Annotated in this window: 24 protein-coding genes and 1 tRNA gene; 12 read left to right on the plus strand and 13 right to left on the minus strand. The window is 39.7% G+C overall.

Annotated elements, in window-relative coordinates:
* Positions 1–80 precede the first annotated feature (80 nt).
* From IEE83_RS13350 to IEE83_RS13370, 5 genes are all read right to left on the minus strand, one after another.
* Positions 81–944: a sigma-70 family RNA polymerase sigma factor gene (locus IEE83_RS13350; protein WP_015810559.1), complete on the minus strand. Its 864-nt coding sequence runs from the start codon at positions 942–944 to the stop codon at positions 81–83.
* A 68-nt stretch (positions 945–1012) separates the two neighbouring features.
* Complete coding sequence (pnp, locus tag IEE83_RS13355) at positions 1013–3148, minus strand: polyribonucleotide nucleotidyltransferase (protein WP_194121053.1); 2136 nt, start codon at positions 3146–3148, stop codon at positions 1013–1015.
* A 117-nt stretch (positions 3149–3265) separates the two neighbouring features.
* Entirely contained in the window at positions 3266–3541 is a 276-nt protein-coding gene (gene rpsO / locus IEE83_RS13360; RefSeq protein ID WP_090335674.1) for a 30S ribosomal protein S15, read from the minus strand.
* Positions 3542–3642: 101 nt separating this feature from the next.
* Positions 3643–5145 (minus strand): LptF/LptG family permease, encoded by a 1503-nt coding sequence (locus tag IEE83_RS13365; protein WP_194121054.1) that lies wholly within the window; start codon positions 5143–5145, stop codon positions 3643–3645.
* Positions 5145–5537 carry an START-like domain-containing protein gene (locus IEE83_RS13370; protein ID WP_194123401.1) on the minus strand — a complete coding sequence of 131 codons (393 nt, stop codon included), beginning with the start codon at positions 5535–5537 and terminating at the stop codon, positions 5145–5147. Before IEE83_RS13370 ends, IEE83_RS13365 begins: the two co-directional genes overlap by 1 nt.
* Positions 5538–5736: 199 nt before the next feature.
* On the opposite strand from IEE83_RS13370, the gene IEE83_RS13375 reads away from it, so the two are divergent.
* The 6 genes from IEE83_RS13375 to IEE83_RS13395 all read left to right on the plus strand — a co-directional run bounded on the left by IEE83_RS13375 (position 5737) and on the right by IEE83_RS13395 (position 10595).
* Positions 5737–5810, plus strand: a tRNA-Met gene (locus IEE83_RS13375).
* Positions 5811–6092: 282 nt separating this feature from the next.
* On the plus strand, positions 6093–6674 hold the full coding sequence (locus IEE83_RS13380; RefSeq protein WP_194121055.1) for a Crp/Fnr family transcriptional regulator: 582 nt from the start codon (positions 6093–6095) through the stop codon (positions 6672–6674).
* Positions 6675–6799: 125 nt separating this feature from the next.
* Complete coding sequence (locus IEE83_RS13385; RefSeq protein ID WP_194121056.1) at positions 6800–7867, plus strand: SDR family oxidoreductase; 1068 nt, start codon at positions 6800–6802, stop codon at positions 7865–7867.
* 132 nt (positions 7868–7999) lie between these two features.
* Positions 8000–9778 (plus strand): ABC transporter ATP-binding protein, encoded by a 1779-nt coding sequence (locus IEE83_RS13390; RefSeq protein ID WP_194121057.1) that lies wholly within the window; start codon positions 8000–8002, stop codon positions 9776–9778.
* Positions 9779–9885: 107 nt separating this feature from the next.
* Positions 9886–10110 (plus strand): hypothetical protein, encoded by a 225-nt coding sequence (locus IEE83_RS33430; RefSeq protein WP_310588502.1) that lies wholly within the window; start codon positions 9886–9888, stop codon positions 10108–10110.
* A complete protein-coding gene (locus tag IEE83_RS13395; protein ID WP_310588503.1) occupies positions 10098–10595 on the plus strand; it encodes a 2OG-Fe(II) oxygenase in 498 nt (165 codons plus the stop codon). The genes IEE83_RS33430 and IEE83_RS13395 overlap by 13 nt, the downstream gene beginning before the upstream one ends.
* A 174-nt stretch (positions 10596–10769) precedes the next feature.
* Here IEE83_RS13395 and holA read toward each other — a convergent pair whose 3' ends face one another.
* Positions 10770–11789, minus strand: a complete 1020-nt coding sequence (gene holA, locus IEE83_RS13400; protein ID WP_194121058.1) for a DNA polymerase III subunit delta — start codon at positions 11787–11789, stop codon at positions 10770–10772.
* A 48-nt stretch (positions 11790–11837) separates the two neighbouring features.
* Entirely contained in the window at positions 11838–12434 is a 597-nt protein-coding gene (locus IEE83_RS13405) for an acyl carrier protein phosphodiesterase (RefSeq protein ID WP_194121059.1), read from the minus strand.
* Positions 12435–12533: 99 nt separating this feature from the next.
* Between IEE83_RS13405 and IEE83_RS13410 the strand changes: the two genes are divergently transcribed.
* The gene (locus IEE83_RS13410; RefSeq protein ID WP_194121060.1) at positions 12534–13046 is read left to right on the plus strand and encodes an FKBP-type peptidyl-prolyl cis-trans isomerase; all 513 of its coding nucleotides are present in this window, start codon (positions 12534–12536) and stop codon (positions 13044–13046) included.
* Between the two features lie 67 nt (positions 13047–13113).
* Here the strand turns inward: IEE83_RS13410 and IEE83_RS13415 are convergent, their stop codons facing one another.
* Positions 13114–13587, minus strand: a complete 474-nt coding sequence (locus IEE83_RS13415; protein ID WP_194121061.1) for a deoxycytidylate deaminase — start codon at positions 13585–13587, stop codon at positions 13114–13116.
* Between the two features lie 42 nt (positions 13588–13629).
* Between IEE83_RS13415 and IEE83_RS13420 the strand changes: the two genes are divergently transcribed.
* Entirely contained in the window at positions 13630–14745 is a 1116-nt protein-coding gene (locus tag IEE83_RS13420) for a DUF922 domain-containing protein (protein ID WP_228101801.1), read from the plus strand.
* Here the strand turns inward: IEE83_RS13420 and IEE83_RS33195 are convergent.
* From IEE83_RS33195 to IEE83_RS13440, 4 genes are read right to left on the minus strand one after another with little or no spacing between them, the layout of a single operon-like run.
* Positions 14734–15930, minus strand: coding sequence for a ComEC/Rec2 family competence protein (locus IEE83_RS33195; protein WP_194121062.1), 1197 nt, complete (start codon positions 15928–15930; stop codon positions 14734–14736). The genes IEE83_RS13420 and IEE83_RS33195 overlap by 12 nt on opposite strands.
* A complete protein-coding gene (locus IEE83_RS33200) occupies positions 15867–16826 on the minus strand; it encodes a ComEC/Rec2 family competence protein (protein WP_194121063.1) in 960 nt (319 codons plus the stop codon). Before IEE83_RS33200 ends, IEE83_RS33195 begins: the two co-directional genes overlap by 64 nt.
* Before the next feature lie 10 nt (positions 16827–16836).
* A complete protein-coding gene (locus IEE83_RS13435) occupies positions 16837–18171 on the minus strand; it encodes a M43 family zinc metalloprotease (protein ID WP_194121064.1) in 1335 nt (444 codons plus the stop codon).
* Positions 18152–19099 (minus strand): PhoH family protein, encoded by a 948-nt coding sequence (locus IEE83_RS13440; protein WP_194121065.1) that lies wholly within the window; start codon positions 19097–19099, stop codon positions 18152–18154. Before IEE83_RS13440 ends, IEE83_RS13435 begins: the two co-directional genes overlap by 20 nt.
* A gap of 237 nt (positions 19100–19336) precedes the next feature.
* Between IEE83_RS13440 and dnaB the strand changes: the two genes are divergently transcribed.
* A complete protein-coding gene (gene dnaB, locus IEE83_RS13445; protein ID WP_194121066.1) occupies positions 19337–20968 on the plus strand; it encodes a replicative DNA helicase in 1632 nt (543 codons plus the stop codon).
* 160 nt (positions 20969–21128) lie between these two features.
* Here the strand turns inward: dnaB and rlmD are convergent, their stop codons facing one another.
* Positions 21129–22532: a 23S rRNA (uracil(1939)-C(5))-methyltransferase RlmD gene (rlmD, locus tag IEE83_RS13450; protein WP_194121067.1), complete on the minus strand. Its 1404-nt coding sequence runs from the start codon at positions 22530–22532 to the stop codon at positions 21129–21131.
* 61 nt (positions 22533–22593) lie between these two features.
* Between rlmD and IEE83_RS13455 the strand changes: the two genes are divergently transcribed.
* The 3 genes from IEE83_RS13455 (at position 22594) to IEE83_RS13465 (ending at position 25554) form a co-directional block, all read left to right on the plus strand.
* Complete coding sequence (locus tag IEE83_RS13455) at positions 22594–24801, plus strand: T9SS type B sorting domain-containing protein (protein WP_194121068.1); 2208 nt, start codon at positions 22594–22596, stop codon at positions 24799–24801.
* A gap of 63 nt (positions 24802–24864) precedes the next feature.
* Positions 24865–25122: a DUF6364 family protein gene (locus tag IEE83_RS13460; protein WP_194121069.1), complete on the plus strand. Its 258-nt coding sequence runs from the start codon at positions 24865–24867 to the stop codon at positions 25120–25122.
* Positions 25123–25125: 3 nt separating this feature from the next.
* A complete protein-coding gene (locus tag IEE83_RS13465) occupies positions 25126–25554 on the plus strand; it encodes a type II toxin-antitoxin system VapC family toxin (protein WP_194121070.1) in 429 nt (142 codons plus the stop codon).
* The last annotated feature ends 36 nt before the right edge of the window (positions 25555–25590 follow it).

Consider the following 25590-nt stretch of genomic DNA (forward strand, 5'->3'; position numbering starts at 1 on the left):
AGAGGCCATTTTAATTTTGGAATACGGATTGTGATTTCAGAGTTTGTTAAAATCTCTTTTTTCACTTTTATTTTCAGGTCTTAACCTAAATAAGTTTTCAAAGCTTTGCTTCTTGAAACGTGACGCAATCTGCGGATAGCCTTTTCTTTGATCTGACGAACGCGTTCACGTGTTAGGTTGAACTTCTCACCAATCTCTTCCAAAGTCATCGCATGCTCGCCATTTAAGCCGAAATAAAGGGCAATTACATCAGCTTCTCTCTGTGTCAAAGTGCAAAGTGCACGTTGTACTTCTTTACGCAGTGATTCGTTAACCAAACCAGAATCCGGCTTGTCTTCCAAATCATTTTCAAGAACGTCCAAAAGACTGTTTTCTTCACCCTGAACGAAAGGCGCATCCATAGATACGTGACGTCCCGAGATTTTCATTGTATCAACAACTTCCGAAGAAGAAATTTCCAACACTTCTGCAAGCTCTTCCGGAGATGGCTCACGTTCAAAACGTTGTTCCAGCTCAGAGAAAGTTTTTGAAATTTTATTTAAAGAACCAACACGGTTCAATGGAAGACGTACAATACGGGATTGTTCAGCAAGCGCCTGAAGAATAGACTGGCGGATCCACCAAACTGCATAGGAAATAAATTTAAAACCACGCGTTTCGTCAAAACGTTGCGCTGCTTTAATAAGTCCCAAGTTACCTTCATTGATCAAATCTCCCAAAGAAAGACCTTGATTTTGATATTGTTTCGCAACGGAAACAACAAAACGAAGGTTAGCCTTAGTCAATCTTTCCAATGCTAGCTGATCCCCGTCCCTGATTTTTTGAGCTAACGTCACTTCCTCATCCGGCGTTAACAAATCTACCTTTCCGATTTCCTGCAAGTATTTATCTAACGACTGACTTTCACGGTTGGTGATCTGCTTACTGATCTTTAGCTGTCTCATCTAAATTCAAATATTAATATGTATAAATAACGACATTTATAAATGCCCTTGTTGATGAAAACACAATTTTATGCGTTTTTGTTCTCTGGCTTAGGTAGTAACACTTTGCGAGACAGGCGATACTTGCCTGTTTTCTTGTCAACTTCAACCAATTTTACCTGTACTTCTTCCCCAACTTCGAGAACACCATCCATCGTTTCAATTCTCTCCCACTTGATCTCAGAAATATGAAGCAATCCGTCTTTACCTGGTAAAAATTCAACGAACGCACCAAAAGGCATTATAGACTTCACTTTACCGGAATAAACCTCTCCGATTTCTGGAACAAGGATGATTCCACGAATACGTGCAACCGCTTTATCCATTGAAGTCTTGTCTGCCGAAAATATACTTACATAACCTGCACCATCTTTTTCTTCAATCGAAACAGTAGCACCGGATTCTTTCTGAATATCCTGAACAACTTTACCTCCAGGCCCGATAACTGCTCCAATCATCTCACGGTCAATTTTGATTATGACGGCGCGAGGCGTGTGAGGTTTCAGGTCAGGACGATGTTCTTTAATCGTTTTATTCATTTCACCCAAAATATGCAGACGACCAGCTTTTGCCTGCAAAAGTGCTTCTGACAATACTTCAAACGAAAGTCCATTTACTTTAATATCCATCTGGCAAGCTGTGATACCTTTTTCAGTACCAGTCACCTTGAAATCCATATCTCCCAAGTGATCTTCATCACCCAAAATATCTGAAAGTACAGCGTATTGACCTGTTTTTTCATCCGAGATCAATCCCATTGCAATTCCTGACACAGGAGCCTTGATTTTCAAACCAGAGTCCATAAGCGCTAAAGAACCGGCACAAACAGTCGCCATAGATGACGAACCATTCGATTCCAGAATATCAGAAACGATACGGATTGTGTATGGATTGTCCTCAGCTGCAGGAAGAACTTTTTTCAATGCACGCAAAGCAAGGTTACCATGACCTACTTCACGACGTCCTGGTCCGCGGTTAGGTTTTACTTCACCGGTTGAGAAACCAGGGAAGTTATAATGAAGCAAGAATTTGCTGTAACCATATTTCAATGGCGTATCAATAATCTGCTCATCATTTTTAGTACCCAACGTTACCGTTGTAAGAGACTGAGTTTCTCCACGTGTAAACAAGGCAGAACCATGTGCATTTGGAAGAAAATCAATTTCAGAGGCGATAGGACGAACTTCATCCAATGCACGTCCGTCAAGACGTTTTCTTTCGTCAAGTACCAAACGGCGTGATGCGTCATATTCCAGATCGTGGAAATAACGTTTTACAAGAGAAAGATTAACTTCTTCTTCGTCACCAATCGTTTCAAGGAATTCAGCCAAAACTGCTTTCGCAGCTTCTTTACGAACATTTTTATTTTTAGAACCCAACTGGGCTACTGCATAAACTTTATCATAGCAGAATTCACGAACACGTGCTTCCAACTCCTCATCCTGAATATCACCTACGTATTCACGCTTTACTGTATTTCCAACAGCAGCTTCGAATTCTTTAACAGCCAGACACTGTTGTTTGATAACTTCGTGAGCAAATTTCAAAGCTTCGATTACATCTTCTTCCGAAACTTCGTCCATTTCTCCTTCTACCATCGTAATATCCTGGTAAGTAGCACCTACCAAAAGATCCAAAGTAGCATTTTCCAAAGCCGTAGAACCCGGGTTGATTACCAGCTGTCCATCGATTTTAGCAACACGTACTTCCGAAACCGGTCCGCCAAAAGGAATATCCGATGCAGCAATAGCAGCGGAAGCGGCCAATGCAGCCAATGCGTCTGGCAAAGCCTCGGCATCAGCAGAGATCAACATAATGTTTACCTGAATTTCTGCATGGTAATCGTCCGGGAAAAGCGGACGAAGAACACGGTCAACCAAACGGCTTACCAAAACTTCATGATCAGAAAGTTTACCTTCACGACGCATGAAACTTCCAGGGATTCTACCCGCAGAAGCAAATTTTTCCTGATAATCAACCGAAAGAGGCAAGAAATCGATTCCCTCTCTAATATCTTTATTGGCAACAACAGTAGCTAATAGCATGGTATTACCCATACGTACCACGACCGATCCATCTGCCTGTTTTGCTAATTTTCCTGTTTCAATTGTAATTTCTCTACCATCAGGCAATGGTATCGTTTTGGTCACTATGTTAAAGAGCATAGAATATGTAATGTTTGGTAGCTGTGAAAACGTCACCAGAACGTTTCCTGTAAATTCTGTCAAATTCCGCAAAAAATCAGGGAACTTACGATGATGCAAGTTCCCTGATCTAATAAATTACTTACGGATGTTCAATTCCGCGATAATCGCACGGTAACGAGTAATGTCGTTTTTGTAAAGATAATCCAATAATCTTCTTCGCTTTCCTACCATTTTAAGTAGTCCAAGACGAGTGTCATTATCTTTTTTGTGCGTCTTTAAGTGCTCGTTCAAATAATTGATACGGTACGTAAATAAAGCAATTTGTGATTCGGCCGATCCTGTGTCTCCGCCTTCTTTCTTAAAACCTTTGGTTTCGAAGATCTCTCTCTTCTTTTCCGTAGTTAAATACATGATTGTAACAACAGATTAATAAATGATACATTTACAGCACTATACTGTAAACAAGGTCGCAAAAGTACAAATTCTTTTATTATAAAGAAAATATAATTTTACTATGAATTGATAAGCGGTCTTTTTCCAAATCTACTTGCGAACAAAGCCTTAATTCTTTTGATACGCATCTGGTAAACATCTTTATCAAACAAACGTGAATCGCTGCGGGCTCTGTCGATAAAATACATTCCGGCCAAAAACAAAACCGTATTGGCGAGCCAGGCACCAACCGGCACGATTACAAGTCCTTCCTTCACCCACTTGTCACCTTGATTAATAAGTACATAGAGTAAAATAAAAAACAGAACCGAAACAAGTACCGGAACTCCAAAACCTCCCTTTTTGATGATGGCACCTAACGGAGCGCCGATCAGGAACATAACCAGACAGGAAAGTGCCTGCGTATATTTATGATGTTTTTCCAGTTCATACTTGCTGGCGTCCTTCATTTTTGCCTGTAAATAATCCGTATTGGATTTTACGTAGCTCTGCATACTGGCCGCAGAACTTTTGGCATTGGTCAGAATTTCTTTCTTTAAACTATCGGTAACCGGCTTAGCCAATAATGAATCGATCCACTTGCCGGCTTTCAATGTTTTATCCGTTCCCTGTTTGTAATTATAAGAAAAATACTGCTGGCTGTTTGGGAGCAAATTCTTTTTTGTTTCCTCATACGAAGTCCGGATAGAATCGGAAGTATGGTTCAGATCATTGATATTTTTCATAAATTCATGATACTTGAACTGCCCTTCATCGGTACGTTTCATACCAAAAGACGACAAGCTTTCTACCAGCTTAAAATGATCAAAATCCTGTCTCGTAAACTTGGTATGCGGTGGCGGAAGCGCTCCACCAGCCACTGGTGAAGCAATATAAGCCGGGCGTCCTCCATTTTCATTGTCTTCTGAATACATGGTGCCGCTATACAATTCAATCACCAGATTGGAATTTTCATTGATCGTATACATTTTCCCCGAGTCAGCCAGAACGATCTGAGTATTTCCATGTTCGTAGGAACGGTTGTCGTGTTTGTAAATGACCATCCCTTTCATGGATTGCGCATCAGCCATTTTTTTGTCAACCTTGATGCTATAACCCGGAAGATCATTATAAAATATTCCTTCCTTAATTTTCAGCGTCGCCTTGGTTGTTTTTATATCATAGAGCAGACTATACCCTTTCAGGTTTGCCCATGGAGATACACGGTCGTTAAAGAAAAATGAGAAAATGCTGATGGCTACGGCGACAATAAATAACGGTGCCATAGCGCGAACAACGGATATTCCAGCACTTTTTATGGCTGTCAGTTCAAAAAATTCTCCCAGGTTCCCAAAAGCCATCAGCGAAGATAGCAGCATCGCAAGAGGAAGAGCGGTAGGAACGGTAATCAGGCTGAAGAAAAAGAATAACCGGGAATAATCCCACAAACCCAAATCCTTAGACACAAAATCGTCAATGTAAAAAATCATGATTTTCATCAAAAATATGAAAACCACCACCGACATAGTAACTAAAAATGGTCCCCAAAAGGACATTAGTATAAGCTTATCCAGCTTTTTCATCAACTCCCTACAATTTCTTTTAGATTATCCATAAACCCATTCCACAACGATATTAGTTCAGCCTCATCTTTATTTGAAGAATAATCTATCACTCTCAAAAACGTTGTTTGGGTTAATTCACTTACTTCTAACTTCATTTCAAGGTGATTATTGTCAAGCTCGTCAGGACTTGTATTTTCAAATTCAAATTTGACACCTTTATTAATTCGTAAACCGGTTTGTTTTGCAATATGACTGTCTCCATCCCATTGAAAATCGAATCTCTGATTTGGCATTACAATTACCTTCTCTGCAAACCATTGTTCAAGTCCGGAAGGCGTGGATATATATGGGAATAATACTTTGGGGGAAGAGCGTAATTCAAATTCAGTAATAAATTTAAATTTTTCCATATTGACTGGGTTTAATGGTGCGTCCATTTCTAGAATGTTAACCTGCTGATCTTAAAAGTTGTAATATAGCATAAATCGCTAATAAAAAGCAGAAACGTACATTTCTCTTTTTTTCTAAATTACTTTTTTGAGGTGAATTTACCAAAAACTATTGCGTCATAAATTTATTTAACATACTTTTGCACCACAATAACAGTCCGGCGGGGTAGCTCAGATGGTTAGAGCACAGGATTCATAACCCTGAGGTCAGCAGTTCGATCCTGCTTCCCGCTACGAAAGCGGCATTATCAGATTAACTCTGAAATGCCGCTTTTTTCTTGTCAAAATTCTGCTTTTGCTCCCCGACACCCTGGAAATGTAAATCCTGTCAATAACGTAATTTGTTTATCTTAAATTTTTGATTTTATAAACAAGACTACTTTCCGTCCAAAAATTAAAAGATTGTTATCCGACAAAGGAATTATAGATTTAAAGATTGAACACGAATTTAAATTTTATAATTACGCTTTATAAATTTGTGCAGTAACCAGCAATTGTCACTAAATTTTAGAATGGATGTTTCAAGTACTTTTTTCTCATATTCAGAATAAGGTTTCTCTGACCGATGAGGAAAAAGAAACAATAGAAACTTTCTTTATTTCAAAAAAATTGAGAAAAAGGCAATATCTTCTTCAGGAAGGAGAAGTTTGCAAATACCTGTCGTTTGTTGTAAAAGGTCTGTTAAGATCTTACAATGTTGATGACAAGGGCGATGAACACATGAACCTTTTCGGATGGGAAGGCTGGTGGGTTTCTGATTTCAAGAGTTTTCTTTCAGGTACCAATGCGGTTTTTAATATTGATGCCATCGAAGACACCGAATTGTTGATGATATCCCTGGAAAATTATGAAGCTCTGACTTTAAAAGTCCCCATTATGGACCGATATTTTCGTATTCTTTATCAGAATAGCCTGGTAACAAAAGAACAAAGGCTGATGAGCTCGATCACCCATACGGCAGAAGAAAAATACTTACAACTGGCTGACTCTCATCCAACAATCATCCAAAGAATTCCCCAAAACCTGATTGCATCTTACCTCGGTCTTGCACCTGAAACCATTAGCCGTATCAAGAAAAATATTGCTGCACGCAAATAATTTCACTTGACCCAGATCAAGTCTATTTCTTGCTCCACATCAATCCACAGCAGATTTGAAGCCTGTATCTTTGTGCTTTATTTAGCACAAATAGTCTCAAAGTTATTACAGTAACTTCTCAAAATATGACAAACATAGCATTAGTTGTAGGATCAAGCGGTATCACGGGCAGCAATTTAGCTGAGAAACTGATTTCCAAAGGCTGGAAAACTTATGGCCTGGCCCGCAACCCGGATAAAACAAACGATAACCTGCACCCAATCGCTGCGGATCTTCTTAATCCTGAAAGTCTGAAAACCGCATTGGCTGATCTGGCTCCAACCCATATATTTTTTACAAGCTGGATGCGAAACGAAACAGAAGCAGAAAATATTCGCGTTAACAGCGCGATGGTTCGCAATCTGTTGGATGTATTATCTCCAAAGAAATCCGTTCAGCATGTCGCTTTGGTCACAGGATTAAAGCATTATCTTGGTCCGTTTGAAGCGTATACCAAAGCCGGCACTTTGCCGGAAACTCCTGTTCGGGAGGAGCATCCCCGCTTGGAAATTGAAAATTTTTACTACGCTCAGGAGGACGAAGTGTATGCCGCAGCAGATCGTGATGGATTTACGTGGAGCATTCACCGTCCGCATACCGTTATTGGACAAGCCGTTGGCAATCTGATGAACATGGGGACAACTCTGGCCGTTTACGCGAGCATATGTAAGGAAACTGGCCGGCCGTTTACTTGGCCGGGATCTTCTGCTCAATGGAACGGTTTGTCAGATGTTACAGATGCAAGAATTCTGGCTGAACATCTTATCTGGGCTGCAACTACGCCGTCGGCTCAGAATGAAGCCTTTAACATTACAAATGGAGAAGTATTTCGTTGGAGCTGGCTATGGCAACAACTTGCAACCTGGTTTGATATTCCTGCAAGAGGATTTGACGGTACAATTCATCCGCTTGAAGAAGAAATAGCAGGTGACCAGGAGACATGGAAAAATATTGCAAGCCGCTACAACCTGAAAGAAAGTAACTTAGACCGACTGGCATCAGCATGGCATACAGACCTCGATCTTGGCCGGCCGATTGAGGTGATGACGGATATGTCGAAAAGCCGCAAACTGGGTTTTACACAGTATCAGAGCACAAAAGATTCATTTTTCGATTTATTTGAACAATTGCGAAAAGATCGTTTGATACCTTGAAATATAATTTTCCAGCATTAATTAACCAGATTAAAAGGCATCTAAATTAGATGTCTTTTTTATTTTTACAGAATTAAATGTCATGCTTTTCGGTTTGATCATTATACCAGCCTATATTCTGCAAATCAAGAAATGAAATTATTACTAAAATATTTAAGCCGATACAAAGGGCTTATCCTTCTCGCGCTGTTACTTGCTGCTATAAACCAGATCTTTTCGCTTCTAAATCCTTACATTTTAGGAAACGTACTGATCGATCCTTTTGCCAATAAAGCGCAGTATTTCCGTGACAAAGGCCTGGGCAATGAATTTTTCCGTGGTATTACCATGGGTTTGCTTATGATCATAGGCGCTGCCATGGTTTCGCGTATAGCCAAGGCTTTTCAGGATTATGTCGTCAACGTGGTCATTCAGAAATTTGGTGCTGATTTATATACCGACGGGCTGCGTCACGCATTGCGCCTGCCCTACCAGGATTTTGAAGATCAGAGAAGTGGTGAGACTTTATCCGTATTACAAAAAGTACGCGCAGATTGTGAAAAATTCATTACCAACTTCGTCAACGTACTTTTTGCGACATTGGTAGGTATTGTTTTTGTTACCATCGTAGCTTTTAAACTTAGCCCGATGCTGCCGGTCATTTATTTAATTGGCTCCGTCGTACTGGCTTTACTGACAAGTATTTTAAGCCGGAAAATAAAAGAAGTACAAAAAAACATTGTTAAAGAAACGACAGCTCTGGCGGGATCTACAACGGAATCTTTACGAAATATTGAGCTTGTAAAAAGTCTTGGATTGACCCAGCAGGAAATCAGACGGCTTAATACCACCACTTTCAAAATCCTTAAACTGGAATTGAAAAAGGTAAAAAGCATCCGTTCAATAAGCTTTATTCAAGGAACTTTCGTGAATTTCCTACAACAGTGTATTATGTTTTCACTTTTGTTTTTCGTTTTTCATGAAAAGATTACAGTCGGTCAAATGATGATGATGCAGTTTTATTCCTTCTTCATTTTTACGCCGTTACAGGAATTGGGCAACGTTATTTTGTCCTATCGTGAGGCAGAAGCTTCACTTATCAATCTTGAAAAATTACTAAGCCGGCCAATTGAAAGAAAACCCGAGCATCCAGAAAAAATCGACGCAGTGGAAACCCTTCGTTTTGAAAATGTCCATTTCCAGCATCAGACTGCAAGAAAGCCTGCATTAGACGAGATTTCCTTTGAAGTAAAACGCGGCGAGACGATTGCTTTTGTTGGTCCGTCAGGTTCAGGAAAAACGACATTAGTTAAGTTGCTTGTTGGATTATATCATCCTAATGATGGTCATATTTATTACAACAACCACAGCGACAACAGTATAGATTTTGATGAATTAAGACATCAGATCGGATTTGTAACCCAGGATACGCAACTGTTTTCCGGTACGATAAAAGAAAATCTGCTATTCGTAAATCCTTCGGCCACCGACGAAATGATTACAGAAGTGCTGAAAAAAGCGGCTTGTTATAATCTTTTACTTCGCGCGGAAAACGGAATTGATACTGTAATTGGCGAAGGCGGTTTAAAACTATCCGGTGGCGAACGTCAGCGTTTATCCATTGCCCGGGCACTTCTGAGAAATCCGCATCTGATGATTTTTGACGAAGCCACTTCTGCGCTTGATTCGCTGACCGAGGAAGAAATTTCCACGACCATCAGAAGCATTACAAGCCAACGCCAGCATATTACAGTTATGATCGCGCACAGACTTTCTACAATTATGTACGCTGACAGGATTTATGTTCTTGAAAAGGGAAATATTATAGAAACTGGCAGCCATAATGCTCTGCTAGAAGAAAAAGGCCTTTACTATGCCATGTGGCGCCAACAGATTGGAGAGCGTAAGGATACGCACGCGCTACAATCCTGATAAAAACCTTGCAATGGAAACCTGGATTTTGCTTAACTGAGCAAGATTCAGGTTTTTCTGCTTTTAGGGGTTTGATATTTTTGTTTTATCAACTTTAAAACAAAAATATGGATACTTATACGAATCTGGAAGCAATCGATTGGGAGTTAGTTACCGGGAAATTACATGAAAATGGCTATTGCCTGCTTCCAAAACTGTTAAATAATGATGACTGTAATAAGTTGATTCACAATTACGACAAGCCGGAATTATACCGAAAAACCATTGTTATGGAACGTTACCGGTTTGGTTTAGGTGAATACAAAATTTCCAGTATCCGTTGCCCGGGCTGATACAAAGCTTACGGGAAAGTATTTATCCAAAACTCGCCAAAATTGCTAATCAATGGATGCAGGTATTGCGTATCGACAAAAATTTCCCGGATTCCTTTTCTGAACTTCAAAAACTTTGTCACGATAATAATCAGACAAAACCTACTGTGTTAATCCTGAAATACAGAAAAGGAGGTTTCAATACCTTACATCAGGATCTGTATGGAGAAATATTTTTCCCAATGCAGCTTGTACTTTTTCTCAATGAACCAGAGATTGATTATAAAGGCGGTGAATTTGTACTTATCCAACAAACACCCAGAGCACAATCCAAAGCGATTGTCTTAAAACCAGGAAAGGGTGACGCACTGATCTTCACAACAAATTTCAGGCCAGTCAAAGGGAGTATGGGTTATTACCGCGCAAACATGAAACACGGTGTCAGTGAAATTCATGAAGGAAATCGCTGCACGTTAGGTATTATTTTTCATGATGCGCTCACCTGAAATATTGATTTGCAGTTCTAAATCCCAGGAGAATAATATCTAATCCTAGAATTTCTTATATCAGGATTATATAGTGATCATTACCTGATAATTCATTTTTATACGCTATTATAATCAAATCAAAATACCTAACAAAGTTAGATTATCTATCAGCATTAGAATTATAGAATATTATCAATGAACGATTTTAAAAACCAATTCTTTTAACAATTCCCCCTCAGTTGTGCTTACGCCATCAAGGCCCTTCATTCGTGCGTCACATTCGCGGAGATAATGGATGATGTGTGCGACCTTTGGCAAGGGATAATTCCTTGCAGCAAGCGAATAATCTTTGACAAAAAAAGGATTTACACTCAATGCCGTTGCCAAACCTTTTTCAGATTTATCCTGGCTTGCATGCACCAAAAGTACCTTGGAAAAAAAACCGAAAAGTATAATTAAAATGGGAGCCAAAGGATTGTCTTTCGGATTTGCTGAGAAATGAGAAGCAATACGATTGGCTTTAATCACATCCCGCATCAGCAGTGCTTTTTGAAACTCAAAAACATTATATTCTTTACTTATTCCAACAAAACGTTCAACAACCTCTGCGTCAATTCCCTGATCAACGCGAAGATTAACCATGATTTTACGGATTTCATTGGTTAATCTTTTCAGATCGTTTCCAATATTGTCAACCATCATTTGAACCGCCTTTGGGCTTATTTTCACACCCTCACCCTGACAATAAGACGCAACCCAATCCGGTAGTTTGTTGTCATACATTTTCTTGGACTGCACGACATAACCATGTGTATTAAATGCCTTTACGAAAGTCTTCCGCTCATCTGCATTGGCATGAAAACACAAAACCAGTACTGTGCTATGAAGTGGATTTAAGGCATAATCTTCTAGCCTGGCCTGATAATCTTTTTGCTCGATGCCACCAAGCTTGTTGGCATCTTTTACAATAATAAGCTGACGTTCAGACATAAACGGATATCTGCGGGCATAACCGATCACACCGGCAACATCCGTATCCTTCCCATACAAAACAAACTGGTTAAAACCTTTTTCAGATTCAGATACTACACGTGCTTCGAGGGCATCCGAAATCGCATCAATGTAAAAAGGCTCGTCCCCGTACAGAAAATAGACGGGTTTGTACTTCTTGGCTTTTATTTCTTTAAGAACTATATCAGGCGTTTGAGCCATTTTTTAATCTAATTTTGAATATTATAAATTGGTAAAAATAATTTCCCCTCAATTTTCATTAATAAAACGCGCAGCTTCCGCCTGCAACTGAGGGAAAAAGATATTGAATTTGTTGTGATAAAAAGCTTCGTTCAATGCCAGATCTCCTTCGGCCAATACCAGTACATCCAGAAAATCGGCGCGCCTGGACAACCGGCTAAAAGCAATTTTTATGCCTTCCAGAGTTTCATAGGTATTTAACCAATCCTGACGAATCATGGCTCTTACCATCGATTTCATATGGTCCGGAATTAATCTGTCGTTTTTTTCAATCACCCGGTACATACGCTCGCTGTAAGATTTCAGGGATTCATCACAAAATTGGTCAAAATATTTGGCTAAAAAATAATCGAAATAAATATCTATGGCTATTCCGGCTGTTTTTCCCAATACTTTTGCAGCCATCCTTTTGGCTTCTCTTACGGTTGGGTGTTCGTCGGTATACATGTCAATATGGCGATGCAATTTCAAACCAAGCAGATAATCAGCACTAAGGCCGGAAATTTTCTCCCCCGTTAATCTGCCTTTTATAAAATCCCCGACATAATTACCTGTTATAACCTCCTCATTCTCCCCGGAAAGCAATAAATGTGCTAAAAAATTCATAAAAAAAGACATTTTGGCAAAATTCCCGTACGTTTGTTTTTCCTATTTCACCATGGAACAATTATTTTACAACAACCAATATTTTAACCAAACAAGCAAATGAAAGTCGAAAAGAATAATGTCGTAGCACTTATATATAGTCTTAGAATTCCGGACAATGACGGCGAAATGGATATTGTCGAAGTAGTAACGGAAGAAGATCCGATGTATTTTATCCAGGGTATCAGTGGTCTGCCGGAAGGATTTGAAGACAAAATCGAAGGTTTAGCCGCTGGCGACACTTTTGACTTTACCGTGGCTCCTGAGGAAGGTTATGGTGAATTTGATCCGGAAGCAATTGTTGAGTTGCCAAAAGCAGTTTTCCAGGGTGATGATATCGATCAGGATGAACTTCTTGAAATCGGAAATATTGTTCCAATGACCAATGAAGATGGGGAACGCATGCACGGACAAGTTGTTGAAGTGAAAGATGATGTGGTAGTAATGAATTTCAACCACCCATTGGCTGGAAAAGAAATGCACTTTGAGGGTTCAATTCTTTCGGTTCGTCCGGCTACTGCGGAAGAAATCAGCCATGGACACGTTCATGGAGAAGGTGGACATCACCACTGATAATGGTTACTGATTAATTATTAATGGTTAGTGGCTCCTTTGACAATTAATCATTAATAATTAACCATTATTTTACGTATTGCTCAACTTCTACGCCGAAAGTTCTTAAAAACTCAACACCTTCTTCTCTGCCAATCCCTTTGTACGCTGCATAAGAATGCAGGAAAATTACTTTGCTTATTTTCATTGTGTAAATCACTCTTGCGCATGCAATGCATGGTGCTAACGTAACAAAAAGCGTTGCGCCTTCTATGTTTGAGCCATTTTTTACAGCGAAGAGAATTGCATTTTGCTCTGCGTGAAGTGCGAGTGAGCAGCTTCCTTTTGCATCACGGGGACAGCCTACTTCGGGAAATTCTTCATCACAATTGTGCGTTCCGGCGGGTGGTCCGTTGTAACCAATTGAAATAATCCGCGTATCTTTTGTCAGGACGGCGCCAACCTGGGCTTTTATACAATGAGAGCGTTGCGCTAAATTTTTAGCCAGCTCCATAAATATATCATCAAATTCCGGCCTGATTTTCGTTATGTCTAAACTCATTCGATTCTTAAACTTAAAATTACCTGCAAACTTAGATAAAGCATGAATTGGATTCAATATAGATTGGCAAATATGCTTAAAAGTCTCTTGCCGATGGTCCTTTTTATTTCATCAAACATACTTTCATTTGGCCAAAATGATCCTGAAATTATTGTGCTTCCCAAAGATGCATCCTCTGTCATAAGAACAAACAAATTTTTTATTCAAAATGTCGAAGATAAGAGAAAGATAAAAGGTGCAGGTATTGGCAAACTCATTGTTTTTGGAAAAGAAAAGCCTGTCTCACTGGGAAATACGGTTGAAAAAGAGCTTATGTCCTACTGGTCATATGCTGCTCCCAAAAGAAACGATGACAATTTGCCTCTGTATATTTCTGTAAACGATTTTCAAATTAATGAAAAACGGGCTGGCCCAAACAGGGTTACCGGAGATATAAAATTGGAGGTTACTTTCAGGTATTATCGTAACATGGTGCCTGTTGAACTGACCAATTATCAGACCTCCGCTGTTTACACCCGTCCGGAAAAGGACTTTGACTATCCCAAACTGGTCAAACAATTACTGGATCCGGCTTTAATGCATTTCCAAAAATGGATGACCTCAAACACCGGAAAAAATCCTGCTCTGGCAAAAAATCTGAAACTCGTTTTTAATGAAATTACGTCAACAGACAAATCAGATACCGTTTTTTACAGTATTCGTCGGCCATTGGTATGGAGCGATTTCCAGGGACAGAAAAACCGACCTGGGAGCCGTTATGCTGCGGCGGTATTTACCAGCTTTTCCTATGAAGGTCACTCCTATCCAAAAGATAATGATATCGTTTTACAGATTGATTTAAAGACATTTATGGTAAAAAGTATGTCATGGGGACTGGCAGAAGCGAAAAATGCCGGAACCTTGCGGCATGAACAGCTGCATTTTGACATTACCAGGATTGTTGTTGAACGGTTTAAAAAACGACTTGAAAATGCTGAACTGACCATCGAAGATTACGATAGCGAAATTCAGTATCAGTTTATAGAAGCTTTCCGGGAAATGAATAAAGAACAGGAAGCTTATGACGACGCTACCGGTCACGGATTAAATGCTGGTGAACAAGCAGCCTGGGATAGAAAAATTTCGAAAGAGATTCTTGATATTTATTCAAGGCAATAGTATACTTCCTTTGGTAAGCAGGTCATGTGAAGTATAATTTCCTTGTGAAATTAAATATTCCCACCTCTGTTTCGTTTGCTTTTTTATTTCCCCGCCTAGCAAAAATACTGTATGCTTATCTGCCAGAATTTCCTTTGTTTTTGGATATCTGGGTGACGTAATCAACATATAATCAAGCACCGCTTTCGTCGGAATATAATTTCCCCGGAAGATTAATTTCCCGCGCCACGATAACAAATAACCGGAATCAAGATGTCGTATGGTGAGATTATTAATTTGGCTGACGATTTTTTTATTCAGAAAAATAGTTTGCGTAACTCCTTCACTTACAGCATAGTTTTTGATATAAAATTTATAAGCATTTGTATCTGTTTCAAATGCTTTATCAGAAGAAATATACATTCTATTACCGTCTTTGAAACTCATTACAGCATGTTTTGGAACCGCGTGAATCATGCCTTGGGGACTGATGTACGACTGGATGCTCATGGAAGCTGAATAAATGATGAATATAAAAATTAGTATAAAACCACTTTTTAACTTTCTAAATTCTTGTGATTCATAAGCAAACCAGAATATAAATAGTGCAGCATATAAAATTAAAACCTCGGCCTTATCGAGATATAAGTTCTCTATCAGATAACCTGGTAATACCTTAGGAACGGCTACTGAAAAATTGGTCAGACAGGATAGAAAATCTACTATGAAACCTACCATCATATGTATCGCTGCAAATGGCACAAGACATGTTAAAAGCAGTATCAGTGCAGCAGGTAATAATAAGTTGGTGAATGTTATGACAAATGGATTGACAAGCCAGAAGTAAAACGGGAACTGGTGAAAATAATAAAGACTTAATGGAAATGTTGCCAGCTGTGCGGCAAAGGAAAGCGCTGTAATTTGCCAGAAATATTTCTGCATGCGCCCGGTAGGTTTCCAAATTGCTGCGATGGGCTCATAAAGCAAAAATATCCCCGCCATAGCTAAATATGAAAGTTGAAATCCAACGTCAAACAGGGCTTGCGGGTCTATTAAAAGAATGATAAACGCAGAAAGTGCCAGTGTGTTTATTCCGTTATTCTTTTTACTGTAAACTTCTGCCAGCACAAATACAATACACATCAGTGTGGCACGAAGAACAGAAGGCGCCATACCGGTGACAAGTGCATAAAACACATCAGCCATATCACGATTGCGAGATACACGTATTTCCCTCCTTTTAACTTTTTTATCCAGCCAAGCATAAAGGTTATCACCCAGAAAATGATGGCCACGTGCATACCGGAAACTGATAAAATATGCACCGTTCCGGAAGTTGTGTAATCGTCAATCTGATCGGAACGAAGGTCATCACGGCGGCCAAGAAGCATAGCTTTTACTAATCCATATGACTTTTCATCTTTCAGATTTGTCCTGAATTGCCGGTCAGCCCATTCCGAAATCTGTATACTCCACTGTTTTACGCTAACCGAGATATTTCTGTTTTTAACAACCTGATAAGAACCTTCCGGCAGATAATCTGTCCAGACAATACCTTTATTCCATAAGTATCTTTTGTAATCAAATTCTTCCGGATTCATGGGTGGTTTTGGCTGCTCCGCATTTCCCTTAACCAACAGATAATCATTGGCATAAGGAATTTGAGAAGCGTCGAGCGGAATGCATAAAAGAGCTTTTACATCTACATCAATCCATTTTTTATTCGTGTGGACTCTCTTTATCAATACTTCAACACGTAAAGATTTTGCTCTTTTTTCGGGCAAAGAAGTGACGACGGCTTCGTAAAATTCATATTTATTGCTAGTCAATTTTATGATATCCTTATTCAACTCAGCCGAATGCAAATTGATATCGAACACGCCGCAAACAAACAAAAAGAACAGAAAGCATATTCCGAAGACTAAATATTTGCGCTTTTTATAAAGCAAAAAAGAAACGGCTGTAATCACCAGGATTACAGCCGTTTCTAAACACGAAGTTGTATGGGTGTCAAAAAAATTCAGAGAGATTAAAAAATCTCCTGCCAGAATACCAATTACAAAAACCAGCACAAAGCTTACAAAAGGAACACGTGGCAGCATACTGCAACTGTCATTTAATTACGATCCTCTTTGTGACGGTTTCTTTGTCGGTGGTCACTTTTAAATAATATAATCCTGTATGAAATTTGTTAATATCAACTGAAATTTTGCGGCTCCACACATCCGTAAAGCTTTGATTTTGAAGTGCATTACCCATTTGATCATAAAGCGTGGCAGAAAAATTCTGGTAGTCGGAAAATCGCACAATTGCACTTATTTCTGCACTGGCAGGGTTGGGAAAAACTTCAACAACCAGCTTATCAGAGGGATCTAGTCTGCCAATTTTTGCGGACTCCACAAGTTTAATACGTCTGGGACTCAACGCTAAAACCGCTTTCATTCTGGATAATTGGTCCGCCGTAAAAATATTCATGCAGGAATCAGGCGAATAATCCATGTAATTCTCAATCATATTCCTTGTCCTGAAACCGGAGCAATTGGAATATTTATCAACACAAACAGTCGTCTGATTAGATCCTTCCGCAGGCGGCGTATCCGCACAAAAATCATCTCCGCAAAACGCGTCTCCCCAGGTATGGATCAAACCAAGCCAGTGTCCGACTTCATGCGTTGTCGTTCTTCCGAGATTGTAAATTTTGCTGGTATTCGAATTACCATTTCTGCCAAAAAACCTGAAATCTATAATGACACCGTCGGTTTTTTCATAAGTTTCATTCTTGGTATTAAGCCCGTCAACACCTGTTACCGATGGAAACTGAGAAATGCCCAGATAGCTGTCTATAAACCGGCAAGTCCAGATATTCAGGTATTTATCAGACGGCCAGTAAATGATACTCGCCAGCAGGTCATCATCCGTTAAGGGATTAAAAAGACTGCGTTCGGTGTATTGGGTTCTTGTAATTCCGGTAGTGCTTTTCCCATTGTCATCATATTCAGCCAGATAAAATTCAATACCAGCGTCCACACCGACCGGATCAGTATTAAAACCATTTGTACCCGATTTCCGGCGATAATCTTCATTCAGCACTGCAATCTGGCTGCGAATTTGGTCGTCTGATATATTCGGATTGTTTTCGCCGCCGATTTTACCAACAGCGCCATCATAAACAACATGAACCACCACCGGAATTCTTATAACTTCATCGGTCGCAGCCTTTCGAAGCTGCGACCGGTTATTTTTTAGATATTCCTGTATTGCCTCTTCGGTTTTTAACCGGGCTTGCTGATAATCAGAATTTTTTTTTGTTCTTATTATATCCCGCTCATGCGTTACACAACGGATTAATAATGAATCCGCCACCTGTGCATCAACAAGCACTGGATTAAAAAATCCTAAAATTCCGAAACCGATAAAAAAGTTAAATCTAGTTATCAGACTTTTCATATGCAGCCAGAATGTCCTTAACCAAACGGTGGCGTACAACGTCAGATCCGTCAAGTTCGACGAAACTGATTCCTTTAATTCCCTTCAAAATCGTCAGTGAATCTATCAAACCGGATTTAAGGTTTTTTGGTAAATCAATCTGTGATTTATCACCGGTAATGATCGCCTTGGAACTTGGCCCCATACGTGTCAAAAACATTTTCATCTGCATCGGCGTGGTATTCTGTGCCTCATCGAGCAAAATAAAAGCGTTATTCAGCGTCCGGCCCCTCATATAAGCGAGCGGTGCAATTTCGATTGTTCTGTTTTCCAGATATAATTTCAGCTTTTCAGGAGCGATCATGTCGTCCAGCGCATCATAAATCGGTCTCAGATAAGGATCTATTTTTTCTTTCAAATCGCCCGGTAAAAAACCCAGATTTTCCCCCGCCTCAACCGCCGGACGCGTTATGATTATCTTCTTAACCTCTTTGTTTTTCAGTGCACGAACCGCAATAGCCACGGCTGTATATGTCTTTCCCGTTCCTGCCGGCCCCACAGCATACACAAGATCAAATTTCGCAGCTGCCTCAACCAACAACTTCTGATTCTGCGTTTTCGCCTTGACAACCAGTCCCTTATTTCCATAAATGATGACATCCGCGTCATCTTCTGCATTCTGGACGGCTGGTCTTGAAATTCCGTTTAAATAAACTTTAACATTTTCATTAGTAACTTTTCCGTACTTCTGGTAATGAGCGACCAGCGATTCAAGTATATCAGTAATGCGCATAATCTCAGGCGCTGTTCCCTGAATACGGATTTCATTTCCGCGTGAAATAATTTTGCTTTTTGGAAAAGCTGCGGACACTTCTTTAATATTCGAATTGTGAATGCCCAAAAAATCGACCATAGAGACGTCTTCGAGCGTGATGATTTTTTCTAGCAAATGAATGATCGTTTTAGTGTAAATTAAATTCTCATAAAATTTAGTAATAATAACCAACAAATTTTCGATTATGATACATAATTAAAAATTTCGGACTTCATTTTAACGTCGTTAAATAAATATATTTTGATCAACTATTTCAGTATCAGCCCCACAGGTCTTTTTTAGAATTAATAAAAAAAATAGTTGTTAGCAGTTCCTTTTCTCACAGCTGCCTTATGATTAATTTTGTGTTACATGGAAAATGACAAGGCACCAAATCAATACCCCAGGACAGGTAATAAAACAGGTACTTCCAATGGAAGATCTGCAAACACACGCACCCAAAGTTTTGACCAAAATTACGGCAAACTTCCCCCGCAGGCAACCGATCTTGAAGAGGCCGTTCTTGGCGCTTTAATGATTGAAAAAGATGCGTTAACTGCCGTTGTGGACATTCTTCGTCCTGAGAGTTTTTATAAAGATTCGCATCAGCGGATATACAAAGCAATCCTTACTTTATTTGCTGATTCTGAACCAATTGATATGCTTACCGTAATTTCAAAATTACGGAGTACAGGTGAAGTTGAAATCATTGGAGGAGCATCTTACATTATTGGCCTGACTTCAAAAGTGAACTCGGCTGCCAATATTGAGTACCACGCCCGGATCATTACACAGGCATCCATCAGACGGGAATTAATTACGATTTCTTCTGAAATTCAAAAGGAAGCTTTTGAGGATACTACGGATGTTTTCAAACTATTGGATAAAACCGAGCAGGCGCTTTTTCAGATTTCAGAATCGAATATCAAGAAAAATTATTCTGACATGGGTTCGCTGATGCGTCAGGCTTTGGAAGAACTTGATCAGAAGAAAAATAATAAAGACGGACTTACAGGAGTTCCTTCCGGCTTTTCGGCACTTGACAGGATTACGTCGGGCTGGCAAAAAACGGAATTGGTAATTCTTGCGGCTCGTCCCGGTATGGGTAAAACGGCATTTGTCGTTTCTTCACTTCGAAATGCGGCTGTTGATTTTAATATGGCCGTAGCGATTTTCTCTCTGGAAATGTCCTCGGTTCAGTTGGTAAATCGTCTTATATCAGCCGAAGCGGAAATTGACAGTGAAAAAATCAGGAAAGGAAGTCTGGCTCCGCACGAGTGGGAACAACTTCACCACCGTATTCACAGGCTTACAAACGCGCCGATTTATATCGATGACACGCCTGCCCTATCCATCTTGGAATTACGTGCAAAATGCCGTCGTTTAAAGGCGCAGCACGATATCCAGATGGTCGTGATTGACTACTTGCAGCTGATGACCGGTGATACTGGTGGAAAAGGTGCCGGTAACCGTGAACAGGAAATTGCGATGATCTCCCGTTCGTTGAAAAATCTTGCAAAAGAACTTGACGTACCGGTAATCGCACTTTCACAGCTTAGCCGTGCGGTGGAAACACGTGGCGGAGAAAAAAGGCCTCAGCTTTCAGATTTAAGGGAATCAGGATCTATTGAGCAGGATGCGGATATGGTAATTTTCTTGTATCGTCCTGAATATTATGGTATTACAGAAGACGAAACCGGAAATTCAGTAGCAGGTGTCGGTGAAGTAATTATTGCCAAAAACCGGGCGGGATCGCTTGAAACGGTACAGTTACGATTTATCGGTAAATACACCAAATTTGCCGATCTGGACGCTCAGTTTGCTCCGGCTCCTTTTTCAGTGGACAGACCGATTACAAATTCTAACCCGATTTCTTCTTTTGAAAGTCAGGGTAGAAATAATCCGGCACCGAGCAATCCGGCAAGTGGAGGAACCCTCCGAAGCCGCGCAAATGATTTAAGCAATTTTGATTATAAAGGTCCTGATAGCGAACCACCGTTTTGATATAAATTATCAAAAAATAAATACTGATATATTACTAGAAAGTCGCCAGAGAAAATTCCCAGGCGACTTTCTTTTTATTAAAATAGTACAACTAAAAGAAGTCTTATATCGCTTCTTTTTCATTACAGATATAGAAATAATTCTATCTGATAATTTTCAATTATCTATCTTTTCTCACCAAAAGTGCCACGTTTTCTACATGGTGAGTATTAGGGAACATATCAACTGGCTGCACTTTTGTCACTTCATAATCTTCCGACATTAAGGCAAGATCTCTTGCCTGTGTGGCCGTGTTACAGCTTACATATACAACTTTATCAGGAGCAGCTTTCAAAATCGTTTCAATTACCGGCACATCCATCCCAGCGCGCGGAGGATCCGTGATGATAACATCAGGTCTTCCATGTTTTGCTAAAAAAGATTCATTCATGATCCAGCGCATATCACCAGCGAAGAATTCTGTATTTATTATGCCGTTTAAAGCAGAATTTATTCTAGCATCTTTAACAGCCGCTTCCACGTATTCAACACCTACAACTTTTTTGGCTTGTCTGGCAACAAAATTCGCTATTGTTCCGGTCCCTGTGTACAAATCGTAAACTGATTCATTTCCGGTTAATCCTGCATATTCTCTTGTTACTTTGAAAAGATTATAGGCTTGTTCAGAATTTGTTTGGTAAAAAGATTTAGGTCCTACCAGAAAAGTAAGATCTTCCATCGTTTCACGAATGGTTCTTTCACCGGAAAAATTAATCACTTCCTGATCCTGATACGAATCATTTCCTTTCAGATTGACGATATAATTCAGGGAGGTAATCTCAGGATGCATATCGTTCATGTAATTCATCACGAGTTCAATCGCCTCATCGTTTTTCTCTCCAAACTGAACGATAACCATGATATCACCCGTATTTGCAGTTCTGACAACAAGATTTCTCAGCGTTCCGACATTATATTTTACATCATAATAAGGAATACCCTGAGCGTCGCCGAAGGCATGCAGAGAATTTCTTAAAGCGTTCGAGGGATCAGGCTGCAAGTGACATTTTTCAACCGTAAAAATTTTATCAAAACGTTTTGGGACGTGAAAACCCAAAGCATTTTTAGAAAATTTCTCACCCGAATCCAGTTGTTCCTTCGTTACCCAACGATAATTTGAAAATGTAAATTCAAGTTTATTACGGTAAAAAGTTGTTTGAGGTCCGGCCAGAATCGGATTGATCTCAACATTTTTAATTTTACCAATTCGCTGAAAATGATCAACCACCTGTTGTCTTTTAAAGCCAATCTGATGCTCGTAACCAATATGCTGCCATTTACAACCGCCGCAAACACCGAAATGCTGACAGTATGGCTCTGCCCGTAACTTGGACAACGAATGTATTTTTGTTACAACAGCTTCCTTTAATTTCTTTTTCGTCCGCACCACTTCCAGGTCCACAATATCACCCGGCGCCACATCACCTTCAATAAAAATTACCCCGTCTTCCGATTTAAATATACACTTGCCTTCTGCCGCGAAATCAGTAATTTCAACGTATTCATACCTGGTACCCTTTGACATTTTTTCCTTTTTAATTTCTAAACTTTATTATTATCGCCTAATTTCTACTGAAGCGTCTGATATGAAAAACCGATTGATTTTATCCTTCGTACTTCTGTTATGCATTCTCCAAGCAAGAGCCACGCACATTGTGGGCGGACAACTCTTTATTACCGAAAACAAAAACAGCGCATACAATTACAAGATCGGGCTTACCATGTACTTCGATGCACTCAACGGAAATCCGGGCGCTGAAGACGATGTCGTCTACATTTACGTGTTCCGGAAAAGAGATAATGCATCTGTGGGTTACGTTTCAGCCCCAAAAATAGAACGAAAAAACGTCACCTACACAAATCCGCAGTGTGGAATATCTTTAACCGAGACAATTATGATCACTTATGCCAGTGATGTATTGCTCGAATCTTCCGTTTTTAATGATCCTGGCGGATATTATATGGTCTGGGACAGATGTTGCAGGAATGCGGCGATCACCAATATAAAATCACCGGGGACAGCCGGCAGTTTGTTTTATCTTGAATTTCCGCCAATTGTAAAAAACAGTACTTCATTTTCAAATTCTTCACCGGTTTTCCCTGCCATTCAAGGTGATTATGCTTGTGTAAATTCTCCTTTCTTTTTCAATTTTGGTGGAACGGATGCGGACGGAGATAGTTTGGCGTATCGGCTCATGACACCTTTGCAGGGATATTCAACCCAGGACAGACCCAGCGTTCAGGCGATTGGTTCGTCAAGTTATCCGACTTTAACCTGGATTGATGGTATCACAAATGCCAATATTATTCCTGGTCCTCAGCCTTTAACGGTGGACGCAAAAACCGGAATGCTTTCTGTAACCCCTGGAAATCTGGGACTTTACGTTTTTGCAGTTCAGGTTGATGAGTTCAGGAATGGTGTTAAAATTGGAACGTTAACCAGAGATTTTCAGCTGAAAGTTGTTGATTGCCCAAAAATGAGTCCGCCAAAAATTCTTTTCAAACCAAAAGGAAGCAGCACATTTTACAACAGCAACCAGATTATCACTGTAAAAGATGGCGATCCGAATTGTTTTGAAGTGATGGTTACAGATCCAACAATTAATGACCTGATCAAAATTCAGGGACATGCCATCAATCAAACCAATGATTATTTCTCACTTTTTCCTGTTGAATACGCAACTACCGTGGCCAATGATACCATGCGGGTTCAGGTCTGCCTGGATGAATGTTTCATAACCTATGATAATCGTCCGATTCGTATTGAATTAATTGCACAGGATCAAAGCTGCCCGATTCCACTTATGGACACGCTCGTAATTTACATTCGTCGCGAAAGCAGCGGCAACAATGCTCCTGTTGTAACAACTTCACTACAAACAGATTATGTACATGTGGTAGCGGGAACTGCTGTCAGTTTTACAGTTTTTGGAAAAGATTCGGATACTGATAGCCTAAGCTTGTCAGGAGCCGGAGAAAATTTTACCTTATCTTCAAAATCAATGATTTTCAAAACGGTGAGCGGCAAAACTTCCGTCCAATCCGGTTTTAGCTGGGTTCCTCCCTGCAATGCTCTTGAGGGTGATACGATAAAAGTGGATTTTACGGCAGAAGATCTCCGTTGCGCCGGAAGTGGTTTAAAAACATCCAAAACCATTTATTTTATTGTTGATCAATCTCCGAATCATCCGCCGGCGATAACCACATCGCTTGTTCAGGCAGATGTCAGCTATATTTTGGGAGCCAGCGGTGGTATCACTTTTCAGGTGAAAGCCATTGATCCGGATACCAACACAATTTTATTAAGTGCATCAGGAAGAGGTTTTCAGTTGAATGCTCTCGGAATAACTTTCGAAAATAAAACCGGAACCGGGCAGCTGATTTCGGATTTCACATGGTTTCCGGATTGCGCGATCATGAACGGGGATACCAGCCATTCATTTACCGTTGATTTTGTAGCGCGGGATAAGAGTTGCACCGCTTCCCTGGACACAATCTCGGTTACCATTTCTTTAAGCGATTTAGAGGCAAAATCTGAAATTGATTTACCAAACGTAATAACACCAAATGGTGATGGGAAAAACGACTGCCTGATTTTAGATGAGCTTCCGACAGGTAGCTGCAACGACCAGTTTAAAGACGTGACAATTTTTAATCGCTGGGGAAAGCAGATTTATTATTCCAGAGACAAAACAAAAAACTGGTGTCCGAATGACATTTCCGGAGGGTATTATTATTACGTGATTAAATACACGAAAAGTACTTACAAGGGTGGCTTGACCGTTTTGAAATAATTATGAATATACCATTGATCTTTACGTATAGATTATTTATTTTCGTCGTATAACTTCAAAATTATGGACGCCAAAATCACATTAAGTTTTGATGAACAGGTAATTCTTGATGCAAAGGAATATGCTAACGCAAATGGCATTAGCCTAAGCCGCCTGACAGAATTTTTGTTTCGTAAAATTGTAAGCGGACAGTTTAAAGAGCTGGAAGACTTTCCCGTTTCAGATTGGGTTACTATGCTGAGTGAGGGCGAAGTGGAGTATACTAAATCAAAAAAATCCAAAGTGGATTTAAAAAAGGACTTCTACGAAAGTAAACGTTAATTCATGAATGTTTTTCTTGATGCAAATGTATTAATTTCAGTCGTTAACAAGGAGCAACCACTTTTTTCCTATTCCTCACGCATTCTTAGTTTGGCAGGGAATCCAAAATTTATACTTTATACTTCTGCTGTCTGGTTAGCAATAACTTATTACTTTTCTGAAAAAAAATCAGGTAATAATTCTGCACTGGTTAAAATTAAACTTCTTGCAGATCATATTCAAACTGCGCCTGTTACACACCGCGAAGTTTTAGCTGCTACATTAAATAAATCAATTCATGATTTTGAAGATGGACTTCAGTATTATGCCGCTCTTCACGCAGGATGCACATGTATTGTCACGGAAAATATTACTGATTTTTATTTTTCTGAAATTGAAGTGATTGATTGCAAGACTTTTTTTTCCAAATATATGACTGACAAGAAATCCTGATATAATTATTATCCGTTTGCAATTTCAGTTCTAAAT

It is taken from the genome of Dyadobacter subterraneus, from assembly GCF_015221875.1.
GTDB lineage: Bacteria > Bacteroidota > Bacteroidia > Cytophagales > Spirosomataceae > Dyadobacter > Dyadobacter subterraneus.

What these genes read in the sequence shown, in the direction of transcription:
- IEE83_RS13350 (WP_015810559.1), bottom strand. Translation starts at nt 944, where the DNA reads ATGAGACAGCTAAAGATCAGTAAGCAGATCACCAACCGTGAAAGTCAG.
- pnp (WP_194121053.1), bottom strand. Translation starts at nt 3,148, where the DNA reads ATGCTCTTTAACATAGTGACCAAAACGATACCATTGCCTGATGGTAGA.
- rpsO (WP_090335674.1), bottom strand. Translation starts at nt 3,541, where the DNA reads ATGTATTTAACTACGGAAAAGAAGAGAGAGATCTTCGAAACCAAAGGT.
- IEE83_RS13365 (WP_194121054.1), bottom strand. Translation starts at nt 5,145, where the DNA reads ATGAAAAAGCTGGATAAGCTTATACTAATGTCCTTTTGGGGACCATTT.
- IEE83_RS13370 (WP_194123401.1), bottom strand. Translation starts at nt 5,537, where the DNA reads ATGGAAAAATTTAAATTTATTACTGAATTTGAATTACGCTCTTCCCCC.
- IEE83_RS13380 (WP_194121055.1), top strand. Translation starts at nt 6,093, where the DNA reads ATGTTTCAAGTACTTTTTTCTCATATTCAGAATAAGGTTTCTCTGACC.
- IEE83_RS13385 (WP_194121056.1), top strand. Translation starts at nt 6,800, where the DNA reads ATGACAAACATAGCATTAGTTGTAGGATCAAGCGGTATCACGGGCAGC.
- IEE83_RS13390 (WP_194121057.1), top strand. Translation starts at nt 8,000, where the DNA reads ATGAAATTATTACTAAAATATTTAAGCCGATACAAAGGGCTTATCCTT.
- IEE83_RS33430 (WP_310588502.1), top strand. Translation starts at nt 9,886, where the DNA reads ATGGATACTTATACGAATCTGGAAGCAATCGATTGGGAGTTAGTTACC.
- holA (WP_194121058.1), bottom strand. Translation starts at nt 11,789, where the DNA reads ATGGCTCAAACGCCTGATATAGTTCTTAAAGAAATAAAAGCCAAGAAG.
- IEE83_RS13405 (WP_194121059.1), bottom strand. Translation starts at nt 12,434, where the DNA reads ATGAATTTTTTAGCACATTTATTGCTTTCCGGGGAGAATGAGGAGGTT.
- IEE83_RS13410 (WP_194121060.1), top strand. Translation starts at nt 12,534, where the DNA reads ATGAAAGTCGAAAAGAATAATGTCGTAGCACTTATATATAGTCTTAGA.
- IEE83_RS13415 (WP_194121061.1), bottom strand. Translation starts at nt 13,587, where the DNA reads ATGAGTTTAGACATAACGAAAATCAGGCCGGAATTTGATGATATATTT.
- IEE83_RS13420 (WP_228101801.1), top strand. Translation starts at nt 13,630, where the DNA reads ATGAATTGGATTCAATATAGATTGGCAAATATGCTTAAAAGTCTCTTG.
- IEE83_RS33195 (WP_194121062.1), bottom strand. Translation starts at nt 15,930, where the DNA reads ATGGCTGATGTGTTTTATGCACTTGTCACCGGTATGGCGCCTTCTGTT.
- IEE83_RS33200 (WP_194121063.1), bottom strand. Translation starts at nt 16,826, where the DNA reads ATGCTGCCACGTGTTCCTTTTGTAAGCTTTGTGCTGGTTTTTGTAATT.
- IEE83_RS13435 (WP_194121064.1), bottom strand. Translation starts at nt 18,171, where the DNA reads ATGAAAAGTCTGATAACTAGATTTAACTTTTTTATCGGTTTCGGAATT.
- dnaB (WP_194121066.1), top strand. Translation starts at nt 19,337, where the DNA reads ATGGAAAATGACAAGGCACCAAATCAATACCCCAGGACAGGTAATAAA.
- rlmD (WP_194121067.1), bottom strand. Translation starts at nt 22,532, where the DNA reads ATGTCAAAGGGTACCAGGTATGAATACGTTGAAATTACTGATTTCGCG.
- IEE83_RS13455 (WP_194121068.1), top strand. Translation starts at nt 22,594, where the DNA reads ATGAAAAACCGATTGATTTTATCCTTCGTACTTCTGTTATGCATTCTC.
- IEE83_RS13460 (WP_194121069.1), top strand. Translation starts at nt 24,865, where the DNA reads ATGGACGCCAAAATCACATTAAGTTTTGATGAACAGGTAATTCTTGAT.
- IEE83_RS13465 (WP_194121070.1), top strand. Translation starts at nt 25,126, where the DNA reads ATGAATGTTTTTCTTGATGCAAATGTATTAATTTCAGTCGTTAACAAG.